At 38.5% G+C, this 20,953-nt stretch carries 15 protein-coding genes and 1 pseudogene; 9 read left to right on the top strand and 7 right to left on the bottom strand.

Annotated features, from left to right (window positions below):
• The first annotated feature begins 61 nt into the window (after nucleotides 1-61).
• The 6 genes from ACZ49W_RS06000 to ACZ49W_RS05975 all read left to right on the top strand — a co-directional run bounded on the left by ACZ49W_RS06000 (nucleotide 62) and on the right by ACZ49W_RS05975 (nucleotide 10,095).
• Nucleotides 62-5,092, top strand: a complete 5,031-nt coding sequence (locus ACZ49W_RS06000; protein WP_464814410.1) for a ZmpA/ZmpB/ZmpC family metallo-endopeptidase — start codon at nucleotides 62-64, stop codon at nucleotides 5,090-5,092.
• A gap of 150 nt (nucleotides 5,093-5,242) precedes the next feature.
• Nucleotides 5,243-6,595, top strand: coding sequence for a 23S rRNA (uracil(1939)-C(5))-methyltransferase RlmD (rlmD, locus tag ACZ49W_RS05995; RefSeq protein ID WP_464814409.1), 1,353 nt, complete (start codon nucleotides 5,243-5,245; stop codon nucleotides 6,593-6,595).
• Nucleotides 6,596-6,889: 294 nt separating this feature from the next.
• Nucleotides 6,890-7,822 (top strand): helix-turn-helix transcriptional regulator, encoded by a 933-nt coding sequence (locus ACZ49W_RS05990; RefSeq protein WP_464814408.1) that lies wholly within the window; start codon nucleotides 6,890-6,892, stop codon nucleotides 7,820-7,822.
• Nucleotides 7,823-7,908: 86 nt separating this feature from the next.
• Entirely contained in the window at nucleotides 7,909-8,361 is a 453-nt protein-coding gene (locus tag ACZ49W_RS05985) for a DnaA ATPase domain-containing protein (protein ID WP_464814407.1), read from the top strand.
• A gap of 169 nt (nucleotides 8,362-8,530) precedes the next feature.
• Nucleotides 8,531-9,067: a 3'-5' exonuclease gene (locus ACZ49W_RS05980; protein WP_464814406.1), complete on the top strand. Its 537-nt coding sequence runs from the start codon at nucleotides 8,531-8,533 to the stop codon at nucleotides 9,065-9,067.
• A 149-nt stretch (nucleotides 9,068-9,216) separates the two neighbouring features.
• Complete coding sequence (locus ACZ49W_RS05975; protein WP_464814405.1) at nucleotides 9,217-10,095, top strand: ribonuclease D; 879 nt, start codon at nucleotides 9,217-9,219, stop codon at nucleotides 10,093-10,095.
• Between the two features lie 57 nt (nucleotides 10,096-10,152).
• On the opposite strand, the gene ACZ49W_RS05970 is transcribed toward ACZ49W_RS05975, so the two are convergent.
• From ACZ49W_RS05970 to ACZ49W_RS05950, 5 genes and pseudogenes are all read right to left on the bottom strand, one after another.
• On the bottom strand, nucleotides 10,153-10,446 hold the full coding sequence (locus ACZ49W_RS05970; protein WP_464814404.1) for a DUF5960 family protein: 294 nt from the start codon (nucleotides 10,444-10,446) through the stop codon (nucleotides 10,153-10,155).
• Nucleotides 10,433-10,746, bottom strand: a pseudogene (locus tag ACZ49W_RS05965) (hypothetical protein). Before ACZ49W_RS05965 ends, ACZ49W_RS05970 begins: the two are co-directional and overlap by 14 nt.
• A gap of 53 nt (nucleotides 10,747-10,799) precedes the next feature.
• The gene (locus ACZ49W_RS05960; RefSeq protein ID WP_464814403.1) at nucleotides 10,800-12,215 is read right to left on the bottom strand and encodes a Y-family DNA polymerase; all 1,416 of its coding nucleotides are present in this window, start codon (nucleotides 12,213-12,215) and stop codon (nucleotides 10,800-10,802) included.
• Between the two features lie 122 nt (nucleotides 12,216-12,337).
• Entirely contained in the window at nucleotides 12,338-12,565 is a 228-nt protein-coding gene (locus tag ACZ49W_RS05955; RefSeq protein ID WP_464814402.1) for a hypothetical protein, read from the bottom strand.
• 2 nt (nucleotides 12,566-12,567) lie between these two features.
• Nucleotides 12,568-13,257, bottom strand: a complete 690-nt coding sequence (locus ACZ49W_RS05950; protein WP_464814401.1) for a helix-turn-helix domain-containing protein — start codon at nucleotides 13,255-13,257, stop codon at nucleotides 12,568-12,570.
• A 149-nt stretch (nucleotides 13,258-13,406) separates the two neighbouring features.
• On the opposite strand from ACZ49W_RS05950, the gene ACZ49W_RS05945 reads away from it, so the two are divergent.
• Nucleotides 13,407-14,945 (top strand): HsdM family class I SAM-dependent methyltransferase, encoded by a 1,539-nt coding sequence (locus tag ACZ49W_RS05945; protein ID WP_464814968.1) that lies wholly within the window; start codon nucleotides 13,407-13,409, stop codon nucleotides 14,943-14,945.
• Nucleotides 14,946-15,043: 98 nt separating this feature from the next.
• Here ACZ49W_RS05945 and ACZ49W_RS05940 read toward each other — a convergent pair whose 3' ends face one another.
• Nucleotides 15,044-15,679 carry a hypothetical protein gene (locus ACZ49W_RS05940; RefSeq protein WP_464814400.1) on the bottom strand — a complete coding sequence of 212 codons (636 nt, stop codon included), beginning with the start codon at nucleotides 15,677-15,679 and terminating at the stop codon, nucleotides 15,044-15,046.
• Nucleotides 15,680-15,869: 190 nt separating this feature from the next.
• Between ACZ49W_RS05940 and ACZ49W_RS05935 the strand changes: the two genes are divergently transcribed.
• A complete protein-coding gene (locus ACZ49W_RS05935; RefSeq protein ID WP_464814399.1) occupies nucleotides 15,870-17,738 on the top strand; it encodes an XRE family transcriptional regulator in 1,869 nt (622 codons plus the stop codon).
• Between the two features lie 405 nt (nucleotides 17,739-18,143).
• On the top strand, nucleotides 18,144-18,749 hold the full coding sequence (locus ACZ49W_RS05930) for a hypothetical protein (RefSeq protein ID WP_464814398.1): 606 nt from the start codon (nucleotides 18,144-18,146) through the stop codon (nucleotides 18,747-18,749).
• Nucleotides 18,750-18,793: 44 nt separating this feature from the next.
• Here ACZ49W_RS05930 and ACZ49W_RS05925 read toward each other — a convergent pair whose 3' ends face one another.
• Nucleotides 18,794-20,749: a DNA polymerase gene (locus tag ACZ49W_RS05925; RefSeq protein ID WP_464814397.1), complete on the bottom strand. Its 1,956-nt coding sequence runs from the start codon at nucleotides 20,747-20,749 to the stop codon at nucleotides 18,794-18,796.
• Nucleotides 20,750-20,953: the final 204 nt, after the last annotated feature.

The raw sequence follows: 20,953 nt of genomic DNA, 5'->3' as shown, positions 1-20,953 counted from the left end.
ACCTGCCAGAAATCAGACAAACATGATATAATAACAGTATCAAAACCATAGGAGTAAAAAGATGAAGCCATATATGAAGGAAAAGCGGACACGGTTTTCGTTGAGAAAATTATCGCTAGGTCTTGTGTCACTGGCCGTCGGTGCCTTTTGGATGGTATCCCAGCCAGAAACAGCGGTCTTGGCGCAGGAAACCACTGACCAAGGGCAAAATCAAGACCTCTCTACCACTTATCACTATGTCTTAGAAAGTGAGTTGACCAAGGAGGAGAAGGCCCTCATCAAAGAGGGGCTTCCGCAAAATATCAACCAAGACGATCAGACCTACTGGTTGGTTTACCGTCCAGATGAAAGCGTCTTGCCAAAGACGGGGAGCCAGTGGTCAAGCCTAGCGCTAGCAGGTGAGGTCTTGTTTGTTGTCTTGGGTGTCAGTCTTTTGGCGACCCGAAAAGGAAAAAAAGAAAGACTGATTTCCTCTATTATCCTCGTGACAGCTGCAGGCGCTTTGTCTGTACCAGCAGGTGAAGCCCTACAATTAGGGGGGCATTTATCTAGCCACGATCAAGCCTTCACAGTCAAGGTCGGCGAGAAGCTGCCTGAAGGTAAGGAAATCGCTGGTTACCACTATGTGGGCTACATCGTTGAAGCTAGCACCAAAGACCAGCCAGCGCCTCTCAAGGACGAGAAAAAAGAAACCACCCCTCAAGGTCAACAAGGAGACTCTACCCTGCCTCTCTACGGCTTTAAGGTCACCCAAAACGATCAAGGTCTCAAGGCAGTCGATAGCCAACCACCAGTGGTTGAAAAGCCAAGTTTCGATTTGGATAAGGAACAGGTCTCCACAGTAGATCAAGAACCGCCAGTTGTCGAAAAACCAAGTTTCGATTTGGACAAAGAAAAAGTTTCAACAGTCGATAGCGAACCACCAGTTGTCGAAAAACCAAGTTTCGATTTGGACAAAGAAAAAGTTTCAACAGTCGATAGCGAACCACCAGTGGTCGAGAAACCAAGTTTCGATTTAGATAAAGAACAGGTTTCGACAGTCGATAGCGAACCGCCAGTGGTCGAGAAACCAAGTTTCGATTTAGATAAAGAACAGGTTTCGACAGTCGATAGCGAACCGCCAGTGGTTGAGAAACCAAGTTTCGATTTGGACAAAGAAAAAGTTTCAACAGTCGATAGCGAACCACCAGTGGTCGAGAAACCAAGTTTCGATTTAGATAAAGAACAGGTTTCGACAGTGGATCAAGCCCCTCCAGTAGTTGAAAAACCAACCTTTGATTTGGATAAAGAAAAGGTCTCCACAGTAGACCAAGCCCCACCAGTCATTGAAAAACCAATAGCAGAGTTGCCACAGGTAGATAAGACGGCTTTGGAACAGGAAGTGGCTGGGGATGAGCAGCGTCAAGCGACCATTCTTTACCAGCATGCCACAGAAGCGCCGAAAACCGCTTACCATCAAGCCTTGACCTCAAGCAAGCAGGTCCTTGCTAGCCCTTTGGTGACGCAGGCAGAGGTGGATGCTGCCTTGGCAGGACTTCGTAAGGCAATCGCTGATTTAGACGGCAGAGAATGGGAAAAACCACAGCTCCTAGCAAGCGCTCCCGACACACAAAAAGGCAGCACCACAGCTGACATTAGCTATGAGCTAGTGGACAAGGATGGCAGCTATCAATCTGCCACTGTCGCCCTTTATGACGGGGAGCGTTTGGTGAAAGAGCTCCCCCTTGATAGCACGCACCGTATCAGCTTGACTGACTTAACTCCAGGTGTGACCTACACACTCAAAACCAGCATGGTCTATGACCTTGGACACGGCAAAGAAACGGAAAATCTTGCGGATCAGACCTTCCAAATCCCGCTCAAGGAGACACCAAACCTTGCCATCACCAAGGTCGCCCCAGATGACTTGAAAAAGGAAGTGGCGGTGACGCTTGGTCTTACCGATCCAGACCAAGCTCATGTGTCTGCTCAGTTGGGCGTTTATGATGGTGATACCTTGGTGAAAAGCCTTGATGTGACGGACTTTAGCCGTCCTATCACGGTGACAGGTCTGTCCTACGATACCCCTTACACGCTGAAGGCGGATTTGGTCTATGACCTTGGCAATGGCAACAAGAGCCAATCTGTCACCCATCCCGAGCCTGTTCTTTTGACCCTCAAAAAAGTGGTCTTTAGAGATTTGACCTCAGCACAGCTCTACCGCAATGACAAGGGCACGCTCACTGAGGTGACTAGCCTTCCATCTGAGTCTGACTTGTCCAACTACGTGGTTAAGGTAAGCTCCAAGGATTTCAAGGACGCTTACCTGCCAGTAACTGCCATCAAGGATGGTCAGATTCATGTGACCTCTCCTGAGCTGGTGCATGAAGGAGCAGATGGCTATGCTTCTGACTTTGTCTTTAGCCTAAATCAATTACCAAGAGAGACGGAGTACAGCGCTTTAGCCAACTACGACGCTAGCCGTGCTACTGCCTATGAAAATGTAGCCAAGCTCATGCCTTTCTACAATAAGGAAGAGGTCATCAAGTATGGTAACAAGGTTGACCCAACCAGCAAACTCGCTACTACGCCAATCACGTCCTTAGTGCCAATGGCGGGAAATCGATTTGTGACCAATTACTATACCGACCACGCTCAAGTGGACAAGCTCTTTATCCATTATGCGGATAATACCAAGGAAGAGTTGAGTCTTTCCAATGGTCGTTTCTTTAGAGATAGTGGGGTCAAAGAGTACGACCTAGCAGACGGACTCCTCTACACTCCAGACCAATTTATCACCAGCCAAGATGCGCTCTTAGATGAGTTGGTCGCTGAGTTGCAAAAGGTAGACTACTGGCAAGCGCTGCAAACGATTAATCCGAATTTCACTTATCCAGAGAAAATTCGTGATTACCGCCTCTTCTCCTATACTAAAAATGGTGGAGATGCCAAAGAAGCTCAGCGAGAATTAAGCGAAGGTAAGATGGATCCGATTTTCCTTTCCAAGTCCTTTGATCAAGTCAAGGCAGGACTCAAGACCTACCTAGCCTCCCTCCTTTCTCAAGAAAATGTCCATCTAGGACAGGCATCGTCCTACCTCAAGGATCGCATCTTAAACGATAAGGAAAAACTCCTCATCGGTCTAAGCTACATGGATCGTTGGTACAATGTCAATTACGATGAGAAAAACATCAAAGATTTGGCTCTATTCCGCCAAGATTTCTTTGGCAAACCAGTGGATAGCCTTCAAATCCTGACGGCTATCGGAGCTGAAAAACCAGAAGCTTTAGTAGCAAGCACTCCAAAAATCTATGCTGATCATCTAGGAACGCTCAACGGCAAGTCCAGTTTGGCGGACTATCTCTCTAGCTATCGCCAGCTCTTCCTTCCGGAACAAAGCGATAATCAGTGGTTTAAAAACAATACCAAGGCCTACATTATCGAAGAGCCGTCCAGAACCAGACCAGACATTGAGGTCAGTGCTTGGAATCACATGAGCCGCTATCGTTATGACGCTTTCCAAAGAGCCTTGCTTCCTTTGTTGACCCTTCCAGATAAGCATAGTGTCTGGGTGATGGCAACCATGTCTTCCTTGGCCTTTGGTCTTTACTCCAATGATATTAATATGGAGCTAGAAAAGACCGATCCTGAAAAGTGGGCTCAAGACATTAAGAATTATGAGGAAAATACCTTGGTGAGATCGGCTCATCAGCTGAGAGATCACTTTGATATGTGGTATCGCATCGCCAAGCCAGAATTGAAAGACCGCATGCTAGCTCCTTATTATAAGGGGGATGTCGATATGAATATTCCAGTTGGCATTTGGGGTGGTTATCGGACTTGGAACCGCTTTGCTGGTGGGGTGAACTGGCAAGGTAGTGAAGAGCCAGGAATCGAAAACTTCTTTGCTCCGCTTGCCAAATGGTATCCAAGAAACGATACAGAAGCCTATGCCATCAATGGTAGGGTGCCGAACATTCATTTTGTGGAACTTAGTATCCCGACAGGAGCCTCTATCTTTACGCATGAGTTTACCCATTTGATGGATAGTTCCGTGCATTTGGGAGGCTACGGTAGAAGGAAAGGTGTGGGACCAGAAGCCTATGCTAGAACCATGTTCCAAGCCCCTGTCTGGGATCCAACCAGCCCAGGCTTGTGGACGGCTCTAGGATTTAACTCCATCAATGACTTTAGCACAGAAGAGGGCAAAAAATACGAGCGCAACCGCTACACCAACCTCTCACCAGAGCGTTTCCAAAGCATGAAGGATTTGGAACAATACTTCAAGGGCATGTATGATGTGCTTTATACCTTGCAGGCTTTTGAAGGCGATCTTCTTACCAAGATGCCAACCAAGGATTTGAAAAATCTCATCAGTTACCTCAAACCTGTGATTAAAGAAAAAGGCGAGCTTTATTCCGCTTATCGCATGAAGTTCACCGACGAAGAGTTGGAGAAACTCTCCCTCACTTCCCTCAAAGATTTAATCGATAATAAAATCATCGTTAGCTACGTGGAACACTTGAATCCATTTCAATGGACCAGAAAATCCATCGCTAATATGAAGGAAGAAAATGGTCTTGATGGTTTTGACCACGGAGAGAGTGAGTATGTCGAGCTGCCTCTTGCGTCTAGCTTGTATAGCGCTCACACTTATACCAATGACACACCAGATTCACTGACCTTCCGCGAGTTGGCTTTTGAGCTTCTCGCTATGAAGGGCTATGATGCCATGGTTGGTTATATCTCTAGCCAATACCAAGAACCAGCCGCCCAAGAAGGCAGGGACTATAATGATGCTTACATTGTTGAGAAAATCTTTGGCGGGGAATACCCAGATTTTGCAGCCTTTAAGAAAGCTATGTTAGAGGAGCATTTGGCAAAAGCTGACCAGATGAAACCAGTATCCTTTGTATATAAACGTAAACGTTATCAAGCGACACCTGAAACCATCAAAATGCTCATGCAAACGGCTCTTGACAATATCAAGGCGCAGACCACCAAAGCGGGAATCAAGTCCGCTAGCCAAGATATGATTAACCTCAAACTAGCGATTTATCAGGCTTATCTCCTTGATACCGATGACTTTAGACAGTCCGTCTATCAAAATTAGACAGCCCTGTGTTTTGTAACGCTAACCCCTTGGTTTGTTCAATCAAGCCGAGGGGTTTTTAAGAGTTGACGGTTTCGCTGAAAAAGTATACAATAGGAAGGAAATCCTCATGTGAGGGACTATGAAGCAAAAAAGAAATGAGACAAACAAATGAAAAAAAATGATATGGTGCGTGTGGAAGTGGTGGACTTGAGCCACGAAGGACTAGGCATTGCCAAGGTAGATGGCTTGGTCTTTTTTGTGGAAAATGCTCTGCCTGGTGAAATCATCCAGATGCGGGTGTTAAAGGTGCAAAAGCGTGTCGGTTTTGGTAAGGTAGAGGAGTGGATTAGCCAGTCTCCCTACCGAGTGACGGATTTGGATCAAGCCTACCTCAGAACTGGAATTGCAGATCTCGGTCATCTGACCTATGAGGAGCAGTTGCGCTTTAAACGCCAACAAGTAGAGCAATCCTTGAAAAAAATTGCTGGATTAGATCAGGTAACAGTGGGCGACACCATGGGGATGGACCAGCCTTTGGGCTACCGCAATAAGGCGCAAGTCCCTGTCAGACGGGTAGCCGGTCAACTCGAAACAGGATTTTTTCGAAAAAATTCCCATAATCTTGTGCCTGTCGAGGATTTTTATATCCAAGACAAGACCATCGATAGGGTGCTAGTGACCTTGCGGGACCTCTTGAGACGCTATGACCTCAAGCCCTATGATGAGGCGACGCAAAGTGGTCTCATCCGTCATCTGGTGGTCAGACGAGGCCACTATACCGGTGAAATTATGGTGATTTTAGTAACCACCAGACCCAAGATTTTCCGTGTGGATCAGCTCCTAGAAAAGCTGAAAGAAGCCTTTCCAGAGATTGTCTCCGTCTGGCAAAACATCAATGATCAAGATACCAATGTCATTTTTGGAAAGCAGTGGAAATTGCTCTACGGTAAAGCTACGATAGAAGATCAGATGCTGGGCAAGACCTATGCCATCTCAGCTCCCTCCTTTTATCAGGTCAATACCCAAATGGCTGAAAAACTCTATCAAGTGGCCATTGATTTTGCCGAGGTTAGCAAAGACGATGTCCTCATCGATGCCTACTCAGGAATCGGTACCATCGGTCTATCCTTTGCTGACAAGGTTAAGGCAGTTTATGGCGTTGAGGTCATCCCCGAAGCAGTCGAAAATGCAAGGGAAAATGCCAAGCGCAATGGCATCACCAATGCTCACTACGTTTGCGCTAGCGCAGAAAAAGCCATGCACCAGTGGCAAAAAGAGGGGATAGAGCCGACTATTATCGTCGTTGACCCACCTAGAAAAGGGCTAAACGAGAGCTTTATCCAAGTGAGCAGCCAGATGAAGCCAGAAAAAATCGTCTATATCTCCTGCAACCCAGCCACCATGGCGCGTGACATCAAACGCTACCAAGAACTCGGCTATCACCTAAAACAAGTCCAGCCCGTGGATTTATTCCCACAGACGCATCACGTCGAGTGTGTTGCTCTGCTGGTAAAAGCCTAGAAACCTTTGAACGAAAGGGATAATGAAAAGCCTTGATTGCAAGGCTTTTTGCTTTATAGTGGGAAAGTATTAGAATGAGTAATTTTTGGAATGAGTAGAAGTGATAGCAAGAAATTTCCTCATTCTATTTCCATTTACCCTATGGGTATGTGTTTATTTCCATTGACTAGGTGTTTTTGGAAATAGAAACGTACCCACCTTTCAAAGTCGTCTAAATAGTTGCAATGGAAATAGTGGTAACAATTGAATATAAACTGTTAGAGATGTTATAATTTTTTTAGAATTGAGGTAAATATGAACGATCAAGAACGATTACTAACGGTTTTTCTACGTTTGCAATCAGGTGCTCATCTTTCTAAGTTACAGTTAGCAGATGAGTTTGGAGTTAGTGAAAAAACAATACAGAGAGATTTTTCTCTATTAGGTCATTTCTTGGAATCTCAGCCTATAGTTGCAGCGGAGCTTACTTATGATGCGAAATACCATACCCGTTATCTAAAAGGGAAATCATTTTTTAATAAAAAGGATATTTTGGTAATATCAAAGATTTTATTAGAAAACCGTTCTTTGAACAAAGAGGAAAATAAGTCTCTAATCGATAATTTGTTAGCTTTAATTTCTAAAGAGGAACAAAAAGAGGTTTCTCAAATTATTGCGAGCGAACTACTAAATTATGCGCCATTGTCAGATTCTCAAAATCGAATTGATAAAATCTGGGAATGGTCAGAAATGATACGAAAAGAGCAAGTTCTAGATATTCGATATCAATCGCCTTATAATACTGAAAAACAACATACGATTCTTCCTGTATCCCTATACTATGATGTACATTATTTTTATGTTGTGGCATTTAACTTGACGTTTGAGTCGTATATGACCCTAAAATTGGATAGAATTATAGATTGGAAAGTATCAAATGAAAAGAAACCTCAGATTTCTTACGGGAAGAAATTTCGTGATGGAGAAGTACGGAACAAACGTGTTGACCCATTTATGGGACGTGAGTTGACGATTAGAGTTCAATTTGCTTATGACCCGACTATTGTAACAGATCAATTTCCAACTGCTAGGATTATTGAACGTACACCCGAAGGAGTTATCATTGAATTTATCAGTCAAGACACACCAGGATTGAAACGATGGTTACTGAGTCAAGCAGATGCTTTGACAGTGCTTTCTCCTGCAACGTTAGTAGATGATATGAAGAATTTTCTGATAAGAATGTAGCAAAATTATGACAAGTAGACTAGGTGGACAAATATTGTCTATGAAATCTTTTATAATAGACTTATCAGAAAGATGAGGTATAAAAGATGAAACAAGTCAATAAAAATCAAACATTTGAGAATTTTTCGGTCAATGATGGAAATGCTTGGGCTTTAGCTGCATTAAAGACAGTTACTAAGGATAAGAATTACTATAATCCGGTTTATATATACGGTGAAAAAGGAGTTGGGAAGTCGCACTTGCTAAATGCCACCATTAACGCAATTGTTGAACGAAATAAGGTAGCCTTTCTATCAGCAAAAGAACTGTCAGATGAAATTATGGAAAATGTTATGTTGTCAGATGATGATTATGTTCTCATCGATGACTTGCACTTACTTCCAAAAGATAAAGCTCTGGAAGAAAAAATCGTAATGCTGATTGAAGCAAACAAAAAACAGTTGATTATTTCTTCAACTGTTGCGCCAAATAGCATGGAAGTTTCTAGTAAATTACAGGAACGACTTCAATGGGGACTAACAACAAATATGACCTCCTAAAATCAATGATTAGTAAACTTAAATAGGAGGGAGAAATCTAACATGCAAGAATGGATTGTTGTCGATCAGTTCAGGAATGTGATTGCACAAGGTTTTTATGATAAACAATCAGCAGAATTTTATGCAAAAAATATTCCAAACGCTAGTGTAGTGAAGAAGTAGGTAAAAAATGATTCAAGAAGTACAAATAAAAAAACATTTTATATTAGAGTCCTATGTAGTATTTGACATAGCGACGTCCGGTCTCTCTCCAGAGGACTCATCTTTGCTAGGAATTTTCGCTATTAGAATTGAAAAAGGAGAGATAGCAGAACGTTTTAATAAGATAGTCAGAAATCAAGAAGAATTATCAGAATTTATGACTGATGTGACGAAAATAACCAACGAAATGATGAGGAGAGGTGAATCAGCAGAGCAAGTGTTAAATGATTTTCAAGTATTTTGTGGTAATTTGACTCTTGTTGCCCATAATGCAGAGTTTGAAATGAACTTTTTGAATTATTATTTTCAAAAGTATGCTTTTCAAGCCTTGAATCACCCAGTGATTGATTCACTAGAATTAGTACGGAAGACTTACCCAGAATTAAAACGATATTCTTTGACACGATTAGCGCAATTTTTTGACTTTGATACAAATAATCAAAATCCAGAATTTGGAGTTGAAACTACTCAAATGCTTATTGAAAAACTCAGAGTGTTTTGTTAAAGGTAAGATGAGTTCTAATTTTTGATTGAATATAAGTTGAAAGGATTGGGCAATGAAAAAAATCGATTCAGAAAATCAAATAATTAAGGCTTATTTTGAAAGCAATGAATAAATGTTAATTGTCAGACAGATATTTAGAAAGGTAAAATATGGTTAAAATTATTAGGATAAATTTAAAAACACATGCAGAGAATAGGAAAGATTTGATTGATTATTGTTTAAATAACCACAAACAGTTTCTCGCCATCGGTTGGGCAGGTGAGTTTGAGACATTTGAAGCATATTTTAATACTGTCAGAAGTGGTATGAAAAGAATTAACCCAGTTTTAAATATTTTTAGAAATGTTGCAATCGATGATTTGTTCTGGACGAGGGATCTGGAGGGTAATTATTGGATTTGTCGCTCAAAAGGGAAAGCAGAAGCTTTTTTTAGTAAAGAGTTAGATATCGGTGCAGTGATTCCAGTTGAAGCTTATAAAGTAGGTTTGCAAGTTCCAGGGCAGATTAAAGCGTCTTTCAATAGGGCAAATGCAGGTACGGCTAATGAAATTCGAGATGCAATCATTGAGGAATACTCTAAAGCCACTTATAATAATTTATCTCAAACTGAGCATTATCAAGTTAATCAGTTGCGAGGGAATTTATTAGATAATCTACCCGATTTTGATTTAGAGGAGTTGGTTATCTCTTATATTCAAATTAAATATGATTATTATGTTCTTTCAAATTCTATTGCTAGTAAGTCGACAACTATAAAAATTGAATGTGAATTTTTGTCCCGTAATCCAGCAAATGTATCGAAGGCAGTTGTACAGGTCAAAGGTAAAAAAGCTGCTACTTTGGATGCGATGCAATTTTCAAGTTTTGTAGAAGCAGGTTATAAGGTATTTCTATTTGCGCCAAATGTAGAAAATGCAGAAAAGCTGAAAAATATTATTGTTATCACGCCAAGTGAATTACTTGATTTCTATAACACTTATAAAATAATTTTGCCAAAATCCATTACTCAATGGGAAAAATTATATTAATCCAAATAAGATTGTTAACTAAATTGATTATTTGAAAGGGGCAATTGATTTGCTCCTTTATTTTATACTCGTCACCGTTTTTTGATAGCTATATTTCCAAATTAGATTATTTTCCTTCACACTCTCTACCTTGAAGATGAAGTAATGATCGCGATTATCTCTAGCCTTTTCCTTATTTAGGACAAAGTAATTCTTACGAGAAGTTGCCATTGTTTTGAGGATATCATCGGTCAAGAAGGTCAATGGAATATACATATTGGAGTAGCGGTAGAAGTCACGTTCAAAATCTTGGTAGCTCTCACTGTAATAGTCCATTTGCAAGTGATTACGCTGAAATTCAAGCTGATTCATAGAGGACCTCCTCTTCAAGTTCAATACTAATAATATCGTTCAATTTCAAATTGATGTGACCAGTTGGGGTTTTTATCAAAATGAAATCTTTTGTCAGACTTGGTATTGTTCCAGTGTAGGAAACTCGCCTGTTTTTTTCAACGACATGAATGCGTGTGTGCAATTGCCCAGCGTACACTTGACTGAGGAGTAATAATTTCTTCTCTAGCGATAAATCAGACATGTTGATGTTACTTTGTTTGCATCATCAGAAAGAGCAGATGTATGGTCAGATAGGAAAAATCCCATCCATTTTTGCATCTTTGTATCCTGCTACTCTCTTGCTGACTGAAATGGTAAGTATGAACGGTCAATCATTTTAATCCCTCCAATCCACCAGCGGAATGACCGCCGATAAGTTTACTACGTACAATATTTCTGGAACCTTCAGTTAGGACGGTTCCTTTTTGTATGGCCAAAAAGCCGAACTGTTCTCTGACAACATCAATTGCTGTCTGAAGTCTATTTTCTTTTTCAATTTGTTCTACATCATCAAAGAGTGATAGTAGAGTATAGTTTTCATCTACGAAGCCACTATAAGATACACCAATTTGTCTCACAGCACCAGAGGTGTATTTCTTTCGGAATAATTCTAGTACATGACCAACCATTGTTTTTGGAAGATTTGCTGGGTCGATTTTTTTCTGAGCATTTATAGATTTTTTCATCTCAGTCCTAGAATAGCCGATATGAATAGAAACAACAGTAGCTTTCTTATGTGCCGAGCGAAGACGGTTAGCAACCTGGTCAGCCATTTCAGCTAATACAATTTCAATTTCTCTTTGGGTTCTGTAATCTCTAGGAAGTACTTGAGAATTACCCAATCCTCGTGATTTTGGTTTATAGGGTTCATGGACATTGCTCTCGTCAACTCCATTTGCGTGAAACCAAAGCTGAACTCCGACTTTACCGAATTCTTTTTTGAGAATATCAGGATTGAAATTGGCCAGTTCTTTGATTGAATGAATTCCAAGTTTTTGTAAATGAATCTCTGTTTTACTGCCAATCCCCCAAAAGTCCGTTAATTTCGGAATAGCCCATACCTTAGTTTCAACATCTTGGTATGACCAGTTAGCTCTCATTGTAGCAGTTTTCTTGGCTTCATTATCCAGAGCTAATTTAGCTAGAAGGGGGTTGGAATTACTCATTCCCACAGTTGAGATAATACCTGTTTTACGGTAAATATCTCTCTGAATCATAGCCGAAACATTATCCAACATATCTTTCCTAGACATTGACTTATCAGGAATAAAGTAAGAAAGTGAGCTAGTAAGGTCAATAAAGCCTTCATCGATTGAATAGGGGAGAATATCATCTGGAGCAGCATAGTTTTGAAAGATATGTTGAATCTCTAAATTCTTCTTGATATATCTGTCCATGCGAGGAGGAACAATGAGTGTACGCTTTGCCCAGTGTTCGATGAAAGATTTATACTTCGGTGTTACCTCAATGCCCTGCTTCCATGCATTCTGATAGCTGAATTTACGAGTGTTTATGTCAAATGGTAAGTCGTAGGAACGCCCTACGTTTGCTTTTCCGAATACTTTCTTAAACATGGGTGAGGAAGCGAGTATTAATCCTGCTGAGTTATCTGCTCGGCTCATGACGCATAATGATGTGTAGAGCGGATGCAAACCTCTATCCACACATTCTACCGAAGCGTAGAAGGACTTCATATCGAGGAAGGCTATGTCACTTTGAGGTTCAATAGAATAGTCGATATAGCCCATAAGGTTATCTCCGTTTGAGTTTCTCTAGCTCTTCGATAAGTTCACCGATATAATCTGTGATGTCGTATTCGAACTTGTCGGGAGTAAAGATAATACGTTCGTCCTTTATGTAAATCATTTCTTTAACGTTCATTGGTATTTTCATCCTCCTCGGTCATAGCAATCAAAATAGAATCTTCTATCAAAAAAGCGTAAGGATAGATTTTTGCATCATCATTTTGAGGAATAAGGATTTCATCGAATCCTTCGTTTTCTAGTCGCTCTTCAAAGTTGTCCATTTTGAAAATTTCAACTTTACAATCAGGGTTGAAACCATATGTTCCAAGTTCTAAAATATCTTTTAATTTCATGACTATACTCCCTCGATAGGCATAAAGTGTCCCACAACTAGACCAACAATTCTTGGTTCATCCTCATAAGGGATGAACTTCTCAGAATAGTCCTTATTCAGGGAGACCATTCTGAACCCATCTTCTTCACGGTAGAGTTTTTTGATATAAACTGAGTCATTCCATGATAATGCATAAACAGCCCCGTCATAGTCGAATCCGTTTGAACGAATTAGTGCGACTTCACCACTCTTATAGATAGGTTCCATAGAGTCTCCCTCAATCCAAGCAGCAATGTCGTAACCGTATTGTTCCTCTTCAGAGTAGACTGTCTCAGTTTCAAACTCGTCAAAGAATCCTTCCCCAAGACCAGCAGATAGCTGAATATCTGATAGTACTTGGACAGAGAAGAGAGGAGTGACGTTTGAAGTTTGTTGGGAAAAAAGTAGTTCCTCGACATAGCCCTCTGCCTTTGCCTGATTTTTCGGAGATAACTGAAGATAGTTATTGACGATATTGTACTCAGATTCAAAATAGGTAACAGGGACGTCTAGGATTTTAGATAATAAGGTAAGATGCTTTTGGTTCGGTTTAGCTCGACCTGACTCCCAGCTATTATAGGATGAACGGTTGATATTGAGTAAGTTTGCAATTTCTGTTTGAGAAAAACCTTTAGAAATTCGCTTTTCTTTGAGATTTTTTTCCGAAAACATGGTATAATACTCCTATGTTGTTTTATAGAACAACATAAGTGTAACATTTCATTCGAGATATGTCTATAGGTGAGTGGATTATATTGATAATATATGGTAAGCTAAGTAATGTGTAGTTAAATATTTTTAGGAGATTCTATTTGGAACAAGTGAAAAAATATATAAAATTTCAAAATGAAGAACACATAAAGCGGTTTGGACAGTATTTTACTAATGAGAATATTGCCAAGTTTATGACCGATTGGGTAATTCAAGATTCTACTGAATCAATTTTAGATCCGGCAGTTGGAAACGGTGTGTTTTTTGATTCTTTACCTGACGAATTAAAAAAGACAATTGCCACTAAGGGTTACGAAGTTGATAAATCTATTTTAACTTTCTTTTCAATTCCTGAGTCCTACAAAATAGAAAATCTTGATTTTTTAAAAAGTAGTTGGGAAAAAAAGTATGATGCAATAGTGTGCAATCCGCCGTATAAAAAATTTCAAACAATTGAAAACCGAAAAGAGTTAGTCAATATTTTTAAATATTATACGGGAATACAGTTAAGCGGATATACAAATTTGTATTTATTCTTTTTGGTAAAAAGTATTTTTCAACTTTCTGATAGAGGAAGGTTAGCGTTTATTATACCTTCCGAATTCATGAATTCTAAATCAGGGATCGCAGTAAAATCTTTATTATTAGATAAAAAGTTGTTACATGCAGTCATTAATTTTAAAAATGATAAGGATATTTTTATCAATGCGAATACGACATCTTGCATTTTATTAATAGATAAAGAAGTAAAAGAAGATATTCATTTTTATGATTTATCAACATTATCCGATATTACAACATTAAATTTAGATACCTGTAGTAAAGTGCTCAAGGTGGCATATCAGGATATTTTGGCAGAAGAGAAGTGGGCAAGATATTTACATAATAAAATAGATGATACAACGAAACATGTTAATTTAGAATCAGTGTCAAAATTTTGTCGAATTAAAAGAGGAATAGCGACAGGCGCTAATGATTATTTTCTTTTAAATAAGACTCGGCTACTTGACTATAACATTAGTGAGAATCATACTTTAAAATGCATACCAAAATCTTCACTGGTTTCCGAGCTAATTTTTGATGAAAGGCAGTTAACCAAACTTTCTGAAACAGATAAACAGATATATCTGTTAAATTTACCATTAGAGGACAATGCTATATCAGCTTTTGAGATGAACTACATTGGTTACGGTGTAGAACTTGAAATTCATAAAAAGTATTTACCGTCAAAGAGAAAAAGATGGTATTTGATGGAAACACAGGAGACTGCCCCAATATGGATTTCGACAGCTTTTAGAAATAACCAATTAAAAGTTATAAGGAATTTAACTGAATCAAAAAATTTGACTACATTTCATTCGGTCTATATTAATGAAGAGTATAAAAAATTTTTAAATGTAATTTATTGTTACCTTGTCACACCAACAGCTCAAAAAATACTTATAGAGAATTGTAAAGTAATGGGGAACGGATTGATAAAGTTTCAACCGAACGATATTAACGAAGCTAACATGCTTAACTTAAATTTAATCTCTGATGCTGATTTAAAAGCTATTGAGTTTATCTATGATAGTTTTGTTAGGAAAGATATAGATAATGACAAATTTATTAACTCTCTTGAGAGCATTTTCAATAAGTATCTACTGTGAGACCTGATTCGATTATAAAAAAAGCATCCGAAAAAAATCTAATTGAGATTTTTTTCAGATGCCTATTCGTTATCAAAACTGGCTTAATTTTAGTTCATTTAGGAATTCTTTTTAGCAATAGCTTCAATGTTTGCCTTGATAAGTAGTTCAAGGAACTTTACAGGAGTTCGTTTAGTTGCACTAGATAGATCTTTGCACTTTGAAGATTGAAGGTTTCCGTTGTTACTAGGATTTACATATATATCAGGAATCCAAGCAGTTGGAAAAACGATACATTTCTCCAAACCAATTTTCATGTCATCTTTGAAACTTATTATAAAAGTTGCCACATAAAGATCAGGATTTTCATTTTCGGTATAAAAAGATATCAATTTTTCTGCTTTTGAAATATCATCTTTATTTTTTCGACCTCCTAAAACAGATGACTTAATATTGACATACGAGTCACTATTACCGTTAAGTGAGAATTGAAAGTCATAGACACCTACTTCTGATTCAGCCGGAGTAACTTTGTCAAAACCCAAATCTACAGCATATTTTTCTAAATTTTGACTAATAATCTCTTCAACAATCCTCCATACTGTCCTTCCCTTGGCAGCTTTTCTCCAGCCAAAAGGCATCATTTCGTTGTTGGCTATGGGGATATCGCCTATTTTAGAAATCAATTTATTTAGTATATCTTCGAGCTGCAGACGTTCAGCCTCTACCTTTTCAATTTGTAATTTATCTGACATAAGTAACTCCTTTTATTTTTATAATATTCTATCACATCTATCTTTTATTTACAACCTGAAACCACCTACTCTTATTACAGTGCTTAGTACTTATTGCTCCAAATAAGTTAATTTCAATAAATCATATCATTTTTTTTAGAGTTTACAAAAAAGATACAATGTTAATTCAACAATATAATGAGGTTCAGTGATGTTCGATAAATATATTTTTGATACTTACCAGGATTTAATCATAAAAACTGTTAGAGGATTCATATTCAATAATAAGGATAATACTGATTTATCTACATACATGGTACCTGAACCAAACGGATATATTGAGTTTGATGATTTCGAACTATATAAGATTTATTATGAAGTTGTTGATAATTCTAAACTGAAACTTGAAATTATTGTGATTGCGGATGTTATTGTTCGTCAGTACATCAAAGGTGAAATGGAACTAGATACGAAATCGAAGTACGTTTCAGTCTATGTAGATATGGAGCTTGATTCAGGTATTAAAGTTTTTAATATTTATAATGCAGAGTTCAAATCTGACCAATATAAAAAAACTAAAAATCTGATGCTTAGTAGGGATTGGGTTCCGTACATTCCTAAGAAAGAATTTGATAACATTGCAGAATCTTTTCTTAAAAAATATTTTCCTGTAGCACTTCGGCAGCCAACTCCTATACCGGTAGAGTTAATTGTAGCTGAGATGGGACTTTCGATACATCGAGAGAAGTTAACATTAGATGATTCAATTTTTGGTAAAATGGTTTTTAAAGATACTAAAGTAGAGGTGATTGAAAATGACCGACTTGTCTCGAAGCCTTTTAGCAAAGGAAGTATCTTGGTAGATAAAGATGTTGTCTATAAGAGAAATGTTGGTTCTTTCAATAACACTGTAATTCATGAGTGTGTGCACTGGGAATTACATAAAGTATTTCACGAAGTAAGAATGATACTTGATAATAAGTATTCAGTAGCTAGTAGTTGGACTGAGGATAACCTAGCTGATTCAAGCTTGTGGTCCCCTCTTGATTGGATGGAATGGCATGCTAATGGAATTGCTCCCCGGATCCTTATGCCAAAAGTTCAAACTAAAATTAAGATTAGAGAGTTATTTCAAACTTTAACCCTAGTGAATCCTGATATTAGTCGTTCTGAACTTGTACGTGAAGTGGTTGATGAACTTGCTGAATTCTTTAATGTATCCAAGCAGGCAGCAAAAATTAGAATGATTGACTTGGGCTTCAAAGAAGCAAATGGAGTTTACAATTACTTAGATGATAGGTATATGCACAATTTCGCTTTTGAGCTTGAAGCTTTTGATAATGGAAGTAGCTATACAATCACATCGAATGATTTATGCTTTGAATATTGTTTTAATGAGTCATTCAGACAAATCATTGATGGAAATAAGTTTCTTTACATTGATAACCACCTTTGTTTAAAAGATAAAAAATATATTTTCATGACAAAAGATGGACCAGTGATGACTGATTATGCTTATGAACATATGGATGAATGTTGTCTCCTGTTCAAGGTAAAGTCGAAGAAATATACTTCCATCTCTGATGAAGACTATTATGATTATGTGTTGAATCGTGGGGTAACAAGAGAGAGCGAAATAAAAGCTGACTTTGTGGAGATTTTACAGAATCCGAGTTTAATGGATCAGTTACCACCTTTAGAAATGGTGAAACTTTCAAAAAATATTTCTGATTTATTAAAGGAATTACCTTTTGAATTCTCTGGGACATTACGCAGTCACAGAAAGAGGAAAAAATGCTCTCAACCATTATTAGCGAATATTGTTGGCATTACGGAAAAAACTCTCAGAAGTTATGAAACCAAAGAAGATAATCTACCTAAGCTTGAGTTAGCATTGGCATTTTGTTTTGCTTTAAAACTTATGCTACCTATAAGCGAAGATATGCTTGAAAAAGCGGGACACAAATTAACTAAAATTCACCAGCATCAAGTTTATAAACTGTTACTAACGACAAGTTATTTCAAACCATTAGCTGAAATAAATACAATATTACAAGCAGCACAAATGAAGACACTATAGACTATCAAATTTTTGATGGTCTTTTTTTAAAAACCAAAAAGCGGAAATTCAATTTCCGCTTTTTGCGCATTAATTGATTAATTCAAGGCTTTATCTTATCAAGAACATTATAGGCAATAGGGTTTAGCTACGGAAGTCTAGACTACCTGTTTTTTGGGGGTGCAAAGTTCTATACTTATGTTGTAAAGATTAATCCTACATTTTATTGACTTCTTAAAGATACTTTGTAATGGGGAAATTATCCTACGTTATCGGCTTTAACTGTGTCTTTAAGAAATAGCAGTTCAGCTATAAAGCCAGCTGACCATGATTTAGCAAAGGAACTGCTGATGTGGTCAGAAACAAAATTGAATATTGGATTGTCATACTCTTTTTCTTTGCTTGCCAAAGAAAAGGAGTCAAGATATGACAACAATTGATAAAAATACTAATTCAAAATACACCCCAGATCGCTATAAAAGTGAAAAGTCATTTAATGGTGTTGAACCTACTGATACACAGGTATTAGCTCCATTCGTAATTAGAGATAAAACGATGCTAGTTAACAAGGATGTTAATCAAGATAATCTCAAAACGTTTAACATCTATGGCAAGCGAATTCTTGTTGGATTTGTACCAGTTGAACGAGATGGGTTTGTGAATGCCCTTCGTGTCTTTAACATGGATACCAATGAATACTTGAGCCGTCATTCTAAAGGAAAGCATGATGATTTATCTTTAGATGAGATGTTCGAGAAAATGGATAATGATGAGAAATTTGGCTACGACCCAACTGGAACCCCTTCACATGAGGAGAAACTGATGCTTATTGAAACACTAGAAGAATTGATTGATGTTGTTTATCAACGTAATGAAAAGTACGGTAAAATCCTAAAGCTAATCTACCAAGATGTCACAATTAGTAAACAAGAAATTATTGAAAAACTTGGTCTGAAAAAGACCCAAGGGTATGATGCAATCAAGAAAGCACATGCACTCGCAAAAGAGGTATATAAAGAACTAAATCAATAATTGAAAATCGCCACCTCAGAAAGTGAGATGGCGATTTTTTTAGTCTAGTCTTTTTGATAAAAGGAACACTCGTATCCATCTGCACGCAGATTGATGTCAGGCATCCATTCTGGTGCAATTCCCATCAACGATGCAATTTCATCAAGTTTTTGTTCCATAGGACATTCGATTATTACTTCATCGTGGACATGGCCTACAATTTTAAACTCTTTCAGTTGTTTTAATGAGTATGCAAGAATGTCACGGCTGATAGCTTGTACAATGTTTTCTACAAATTTTGGACCATAACTTTCTAACCTCTCCCAACGTTTGGCAGTTCCAGTTCCTTCGTATGTGACAGACTCTCCACCGAACTGATTCTCTCCAATTCTTGGTTTGATATATGATAATTTACGACCAGATGGGAGTGTAATGAATAGAATGCCGCTTCTTACTTCAAATTGAATACCGTGAGTAGATATTGGAATTAGTTCCTTTACAGCAGTCTTTACAGCATTATCAACATCCCACCAGAATAGAACGATATTGGGATTTGCCTGACGCCAAGAGTTTACTAATGGTTGGAGTTCTTCTTCTGATAGTCCCATATCAAGTGCTCCCATGGCTTTGAGTGCCCCTACTGAACCACCATAGCCGCAAGCTAGCTCCGCAATTTTTCCTTTTTGCCTCAGTTCAGAATTTTGTCCATGCTTCTCAACAGGCACACCAAACATTTGTGAGGCAGACATACAGTAGATGTCTTTCCCTTGTTCAAATACCTTACTACGCCATCTCTCACCAGCTAAGTGGGACAGTACACGAGCTTCGATAGCTGAAAAGTCGCAAACAATGAATTTCTTTCCTTCACTTGGAACGAAAGCAGTACGTATTAGTTGCGATAAGGTATCTTGAGTGTCATAGAGTAGCTCAGTAGCTTCTAAGTCACCAGTTCTAAAAAGTTTTCTAGCTTCCCCAATGTCAGGAAGATAGTTCTGTGGTAAATTCTGAAGTTGCACCAAGCGCCCAGCCCAACGCCCTGTTCGATTGGCTCCATAGAATTGAAACATCCCTCTAGCACGTCCATCCTTACAAACACAGTTCATCATGGCATGGTATTTGGAAACACTTGATTTGGCAGTTTGCTGACGAAGTTTGAGAACTTGAGCTGTTTTTTCATCAACCGTTTTGAGAAGTTCTTTAACAGCTTTTTTGTCGAGTGAATCAGTTGTTACTCCGTGATCTCGTAACCAGCCAATCATCTGCAGGACAGAGTTTGGATTTTCAAGACCTGTTAAAGCTTTCAGTTCATCTTGGATTTTGGTCTTGCTTTCGGTATCAATTTTGATAGCAGCTTTGACAAAATCAACATCTATGCCAATACCACAGTCGTTGATAATCTGATCCTGTTGATATTCTTCCCAAACAAAGTCAGGTACGGATAAGTTTTTCAGTCGTTCCTTGATGGCCAATTCGACTTCCACATCTCGCTTGTTGTAGTCGATAAATGCGGACCACTTGTCAGGCGCGTGATGAGGAAAGTTGCGAACTCGCCCTCCATTGACCTTAGTAGGCTTACAAGGTACGCAGAAGTAGCGAATGAGGTCAGCACCCTCTCTCATCTTTTGGTCTTTGAGTTTGAGAACTGTTCCAACCCCTTCCAAGGAAAGTGGAAGTCCTAAATAGGCTGACCAAATCATGCTACATCTCCATGAAACTGGAGATAAAAATCCAAATGATAACAATTCGGGATGATATTTCTTGAGCCAGTTGGAAAGACAAATTCTCTCAAATGTAGCGTTGAATGCCCATTTAATGACTCTATCGTCTACTAAAGCTTCAAGAATGTCCTGTGGTAATTTCTCCTTAGTTAAGTCGTAAACAGTCATTGGTCCATTATCGACAGATATCGCAAATAGAAGGAGTTCAAAGCTGTCATCTTCCGCATAGCGATAGACTCCCGATTTTCGTAAGTCAATTTCACAATAGGTTTCGATGTCAATGCTGAGTTCTTTAATTGGCATAGTACGTCCTTTCTGAAAAAGGTGACAGAAGTACTGCCACCTAAAGTTCTATTTGTTTTTTCGACTGAGTGGTGTTTGGCTAAGTTTTTCTTTATTTTGCTTAGCTTTTCGTTCCATTTCATTTCGAATGTCATCTCTAATGGTCATATATCCAAAATATAGTCCGATTAGCACCCAGAGTCCCATAATAGTACAAGTAAAAAT

The sequence above is a fragment of the Streptococcus sp. STR1/CE/0325 genome, assembly GCF_055386095.1.
This window is presented reverse-complemented; position numbering and strand designations above follow the sequence as displayed.

Coding starts and splice junctions, on each gene's coding strand:
- ACZ49W_RS05925 (WP_464814397.1), bottom strand. CDS start 20,749: ATGCCAATTAAAGAACTCAGCATTGACATCGAAACCTATTGTGAAATT.
- ACZ49W_RS05970 (WP_464814404.1), bottom strand. CDS start 10,446: ATGAATCAGCTTGAATTTCAGCGTAATCACTTGCAAATGGACTATTAC.
- ACZ49W_RS05955 (WP_464814402.1), bottom strand. CDS start 12,565: ATGAAATTAAAAGATATTTTAGAACTTGGAACATATGGTTTCAACCCT.
- ACZ49W_RS05980 (WP_464814406.1), top strand. CDS start 8,531: ATGATTCAAGAAGTACAAATAAAAAAACATTTTATATTAGAGTCCTAT.
- ACZ49W_RS05935 (WP_464814399.1), top strand. CDS start 15,870: ATGTTCGATAAATATATTTTTGATACTTACCAGGATTTAATCATAAAA.
- ACZ49W_RS05960 (WP_464814403.1), bottom strand. CDS start 12,215: ATGGGCTATATCGACTATTCTATTGAACCTCAAAGTGACATAGCCTTC.
- ACZ49W_RS05950 (WP_464814401.1), bottom strand. CDS start 13,257: ATGTTTTCGGAAAAAAATCTCAAAGAAAAGCGAATTTCTAAAGGTTTT.
- rlmD (WP_464814409.1), top strand. CDS start 5,243: ATGAAAAAAAATGATATGGTGCGTGTGGAAGTGGTGGACTTGAGCCAC.
- ACZ49W_RS06000 (WP_464814410.1), top strand. CDS start 62: ATGAAGCCATATATGAAGGAAAAGCGGACACGGTTTTCGTTGAGAAAA.
- ACZ49W_RS05990 (WP_464814408.1), top strand. CDS start 6,890: ATGAACGATCAAGAACGATTACTAACGGTTTTTCTACGTTTGCAATCA.
- ACZ49W_RS05985 (WP_464814407.1), top strand. CDS start 7,909: ATGAAACAAGTCAATAAAAATCAAACATTTGAGAATTTTTCGGTCAAT.
- ACZ49W_RS05930 (WP_464814398.1), top strand. CDS start 18,144: ATGACAACAATTGATAAAAATACTAATTCAAAATACACCCCAGATCGC.
- ACZ49W_RS05940 (WP_464814400.1), bottom strand. CDS start 15,679: ATGTCAGATAAATTACAAATTGAAAAGGTAGAGGCTGAACGTCTGCAG.
- ACZ49W_RS05975 (WP_464814405.1), top strand. CDS start 9,217: ATGGTTAAAATTATTAGGATAAATTTAAAAACACATGCAGAGAATAGG.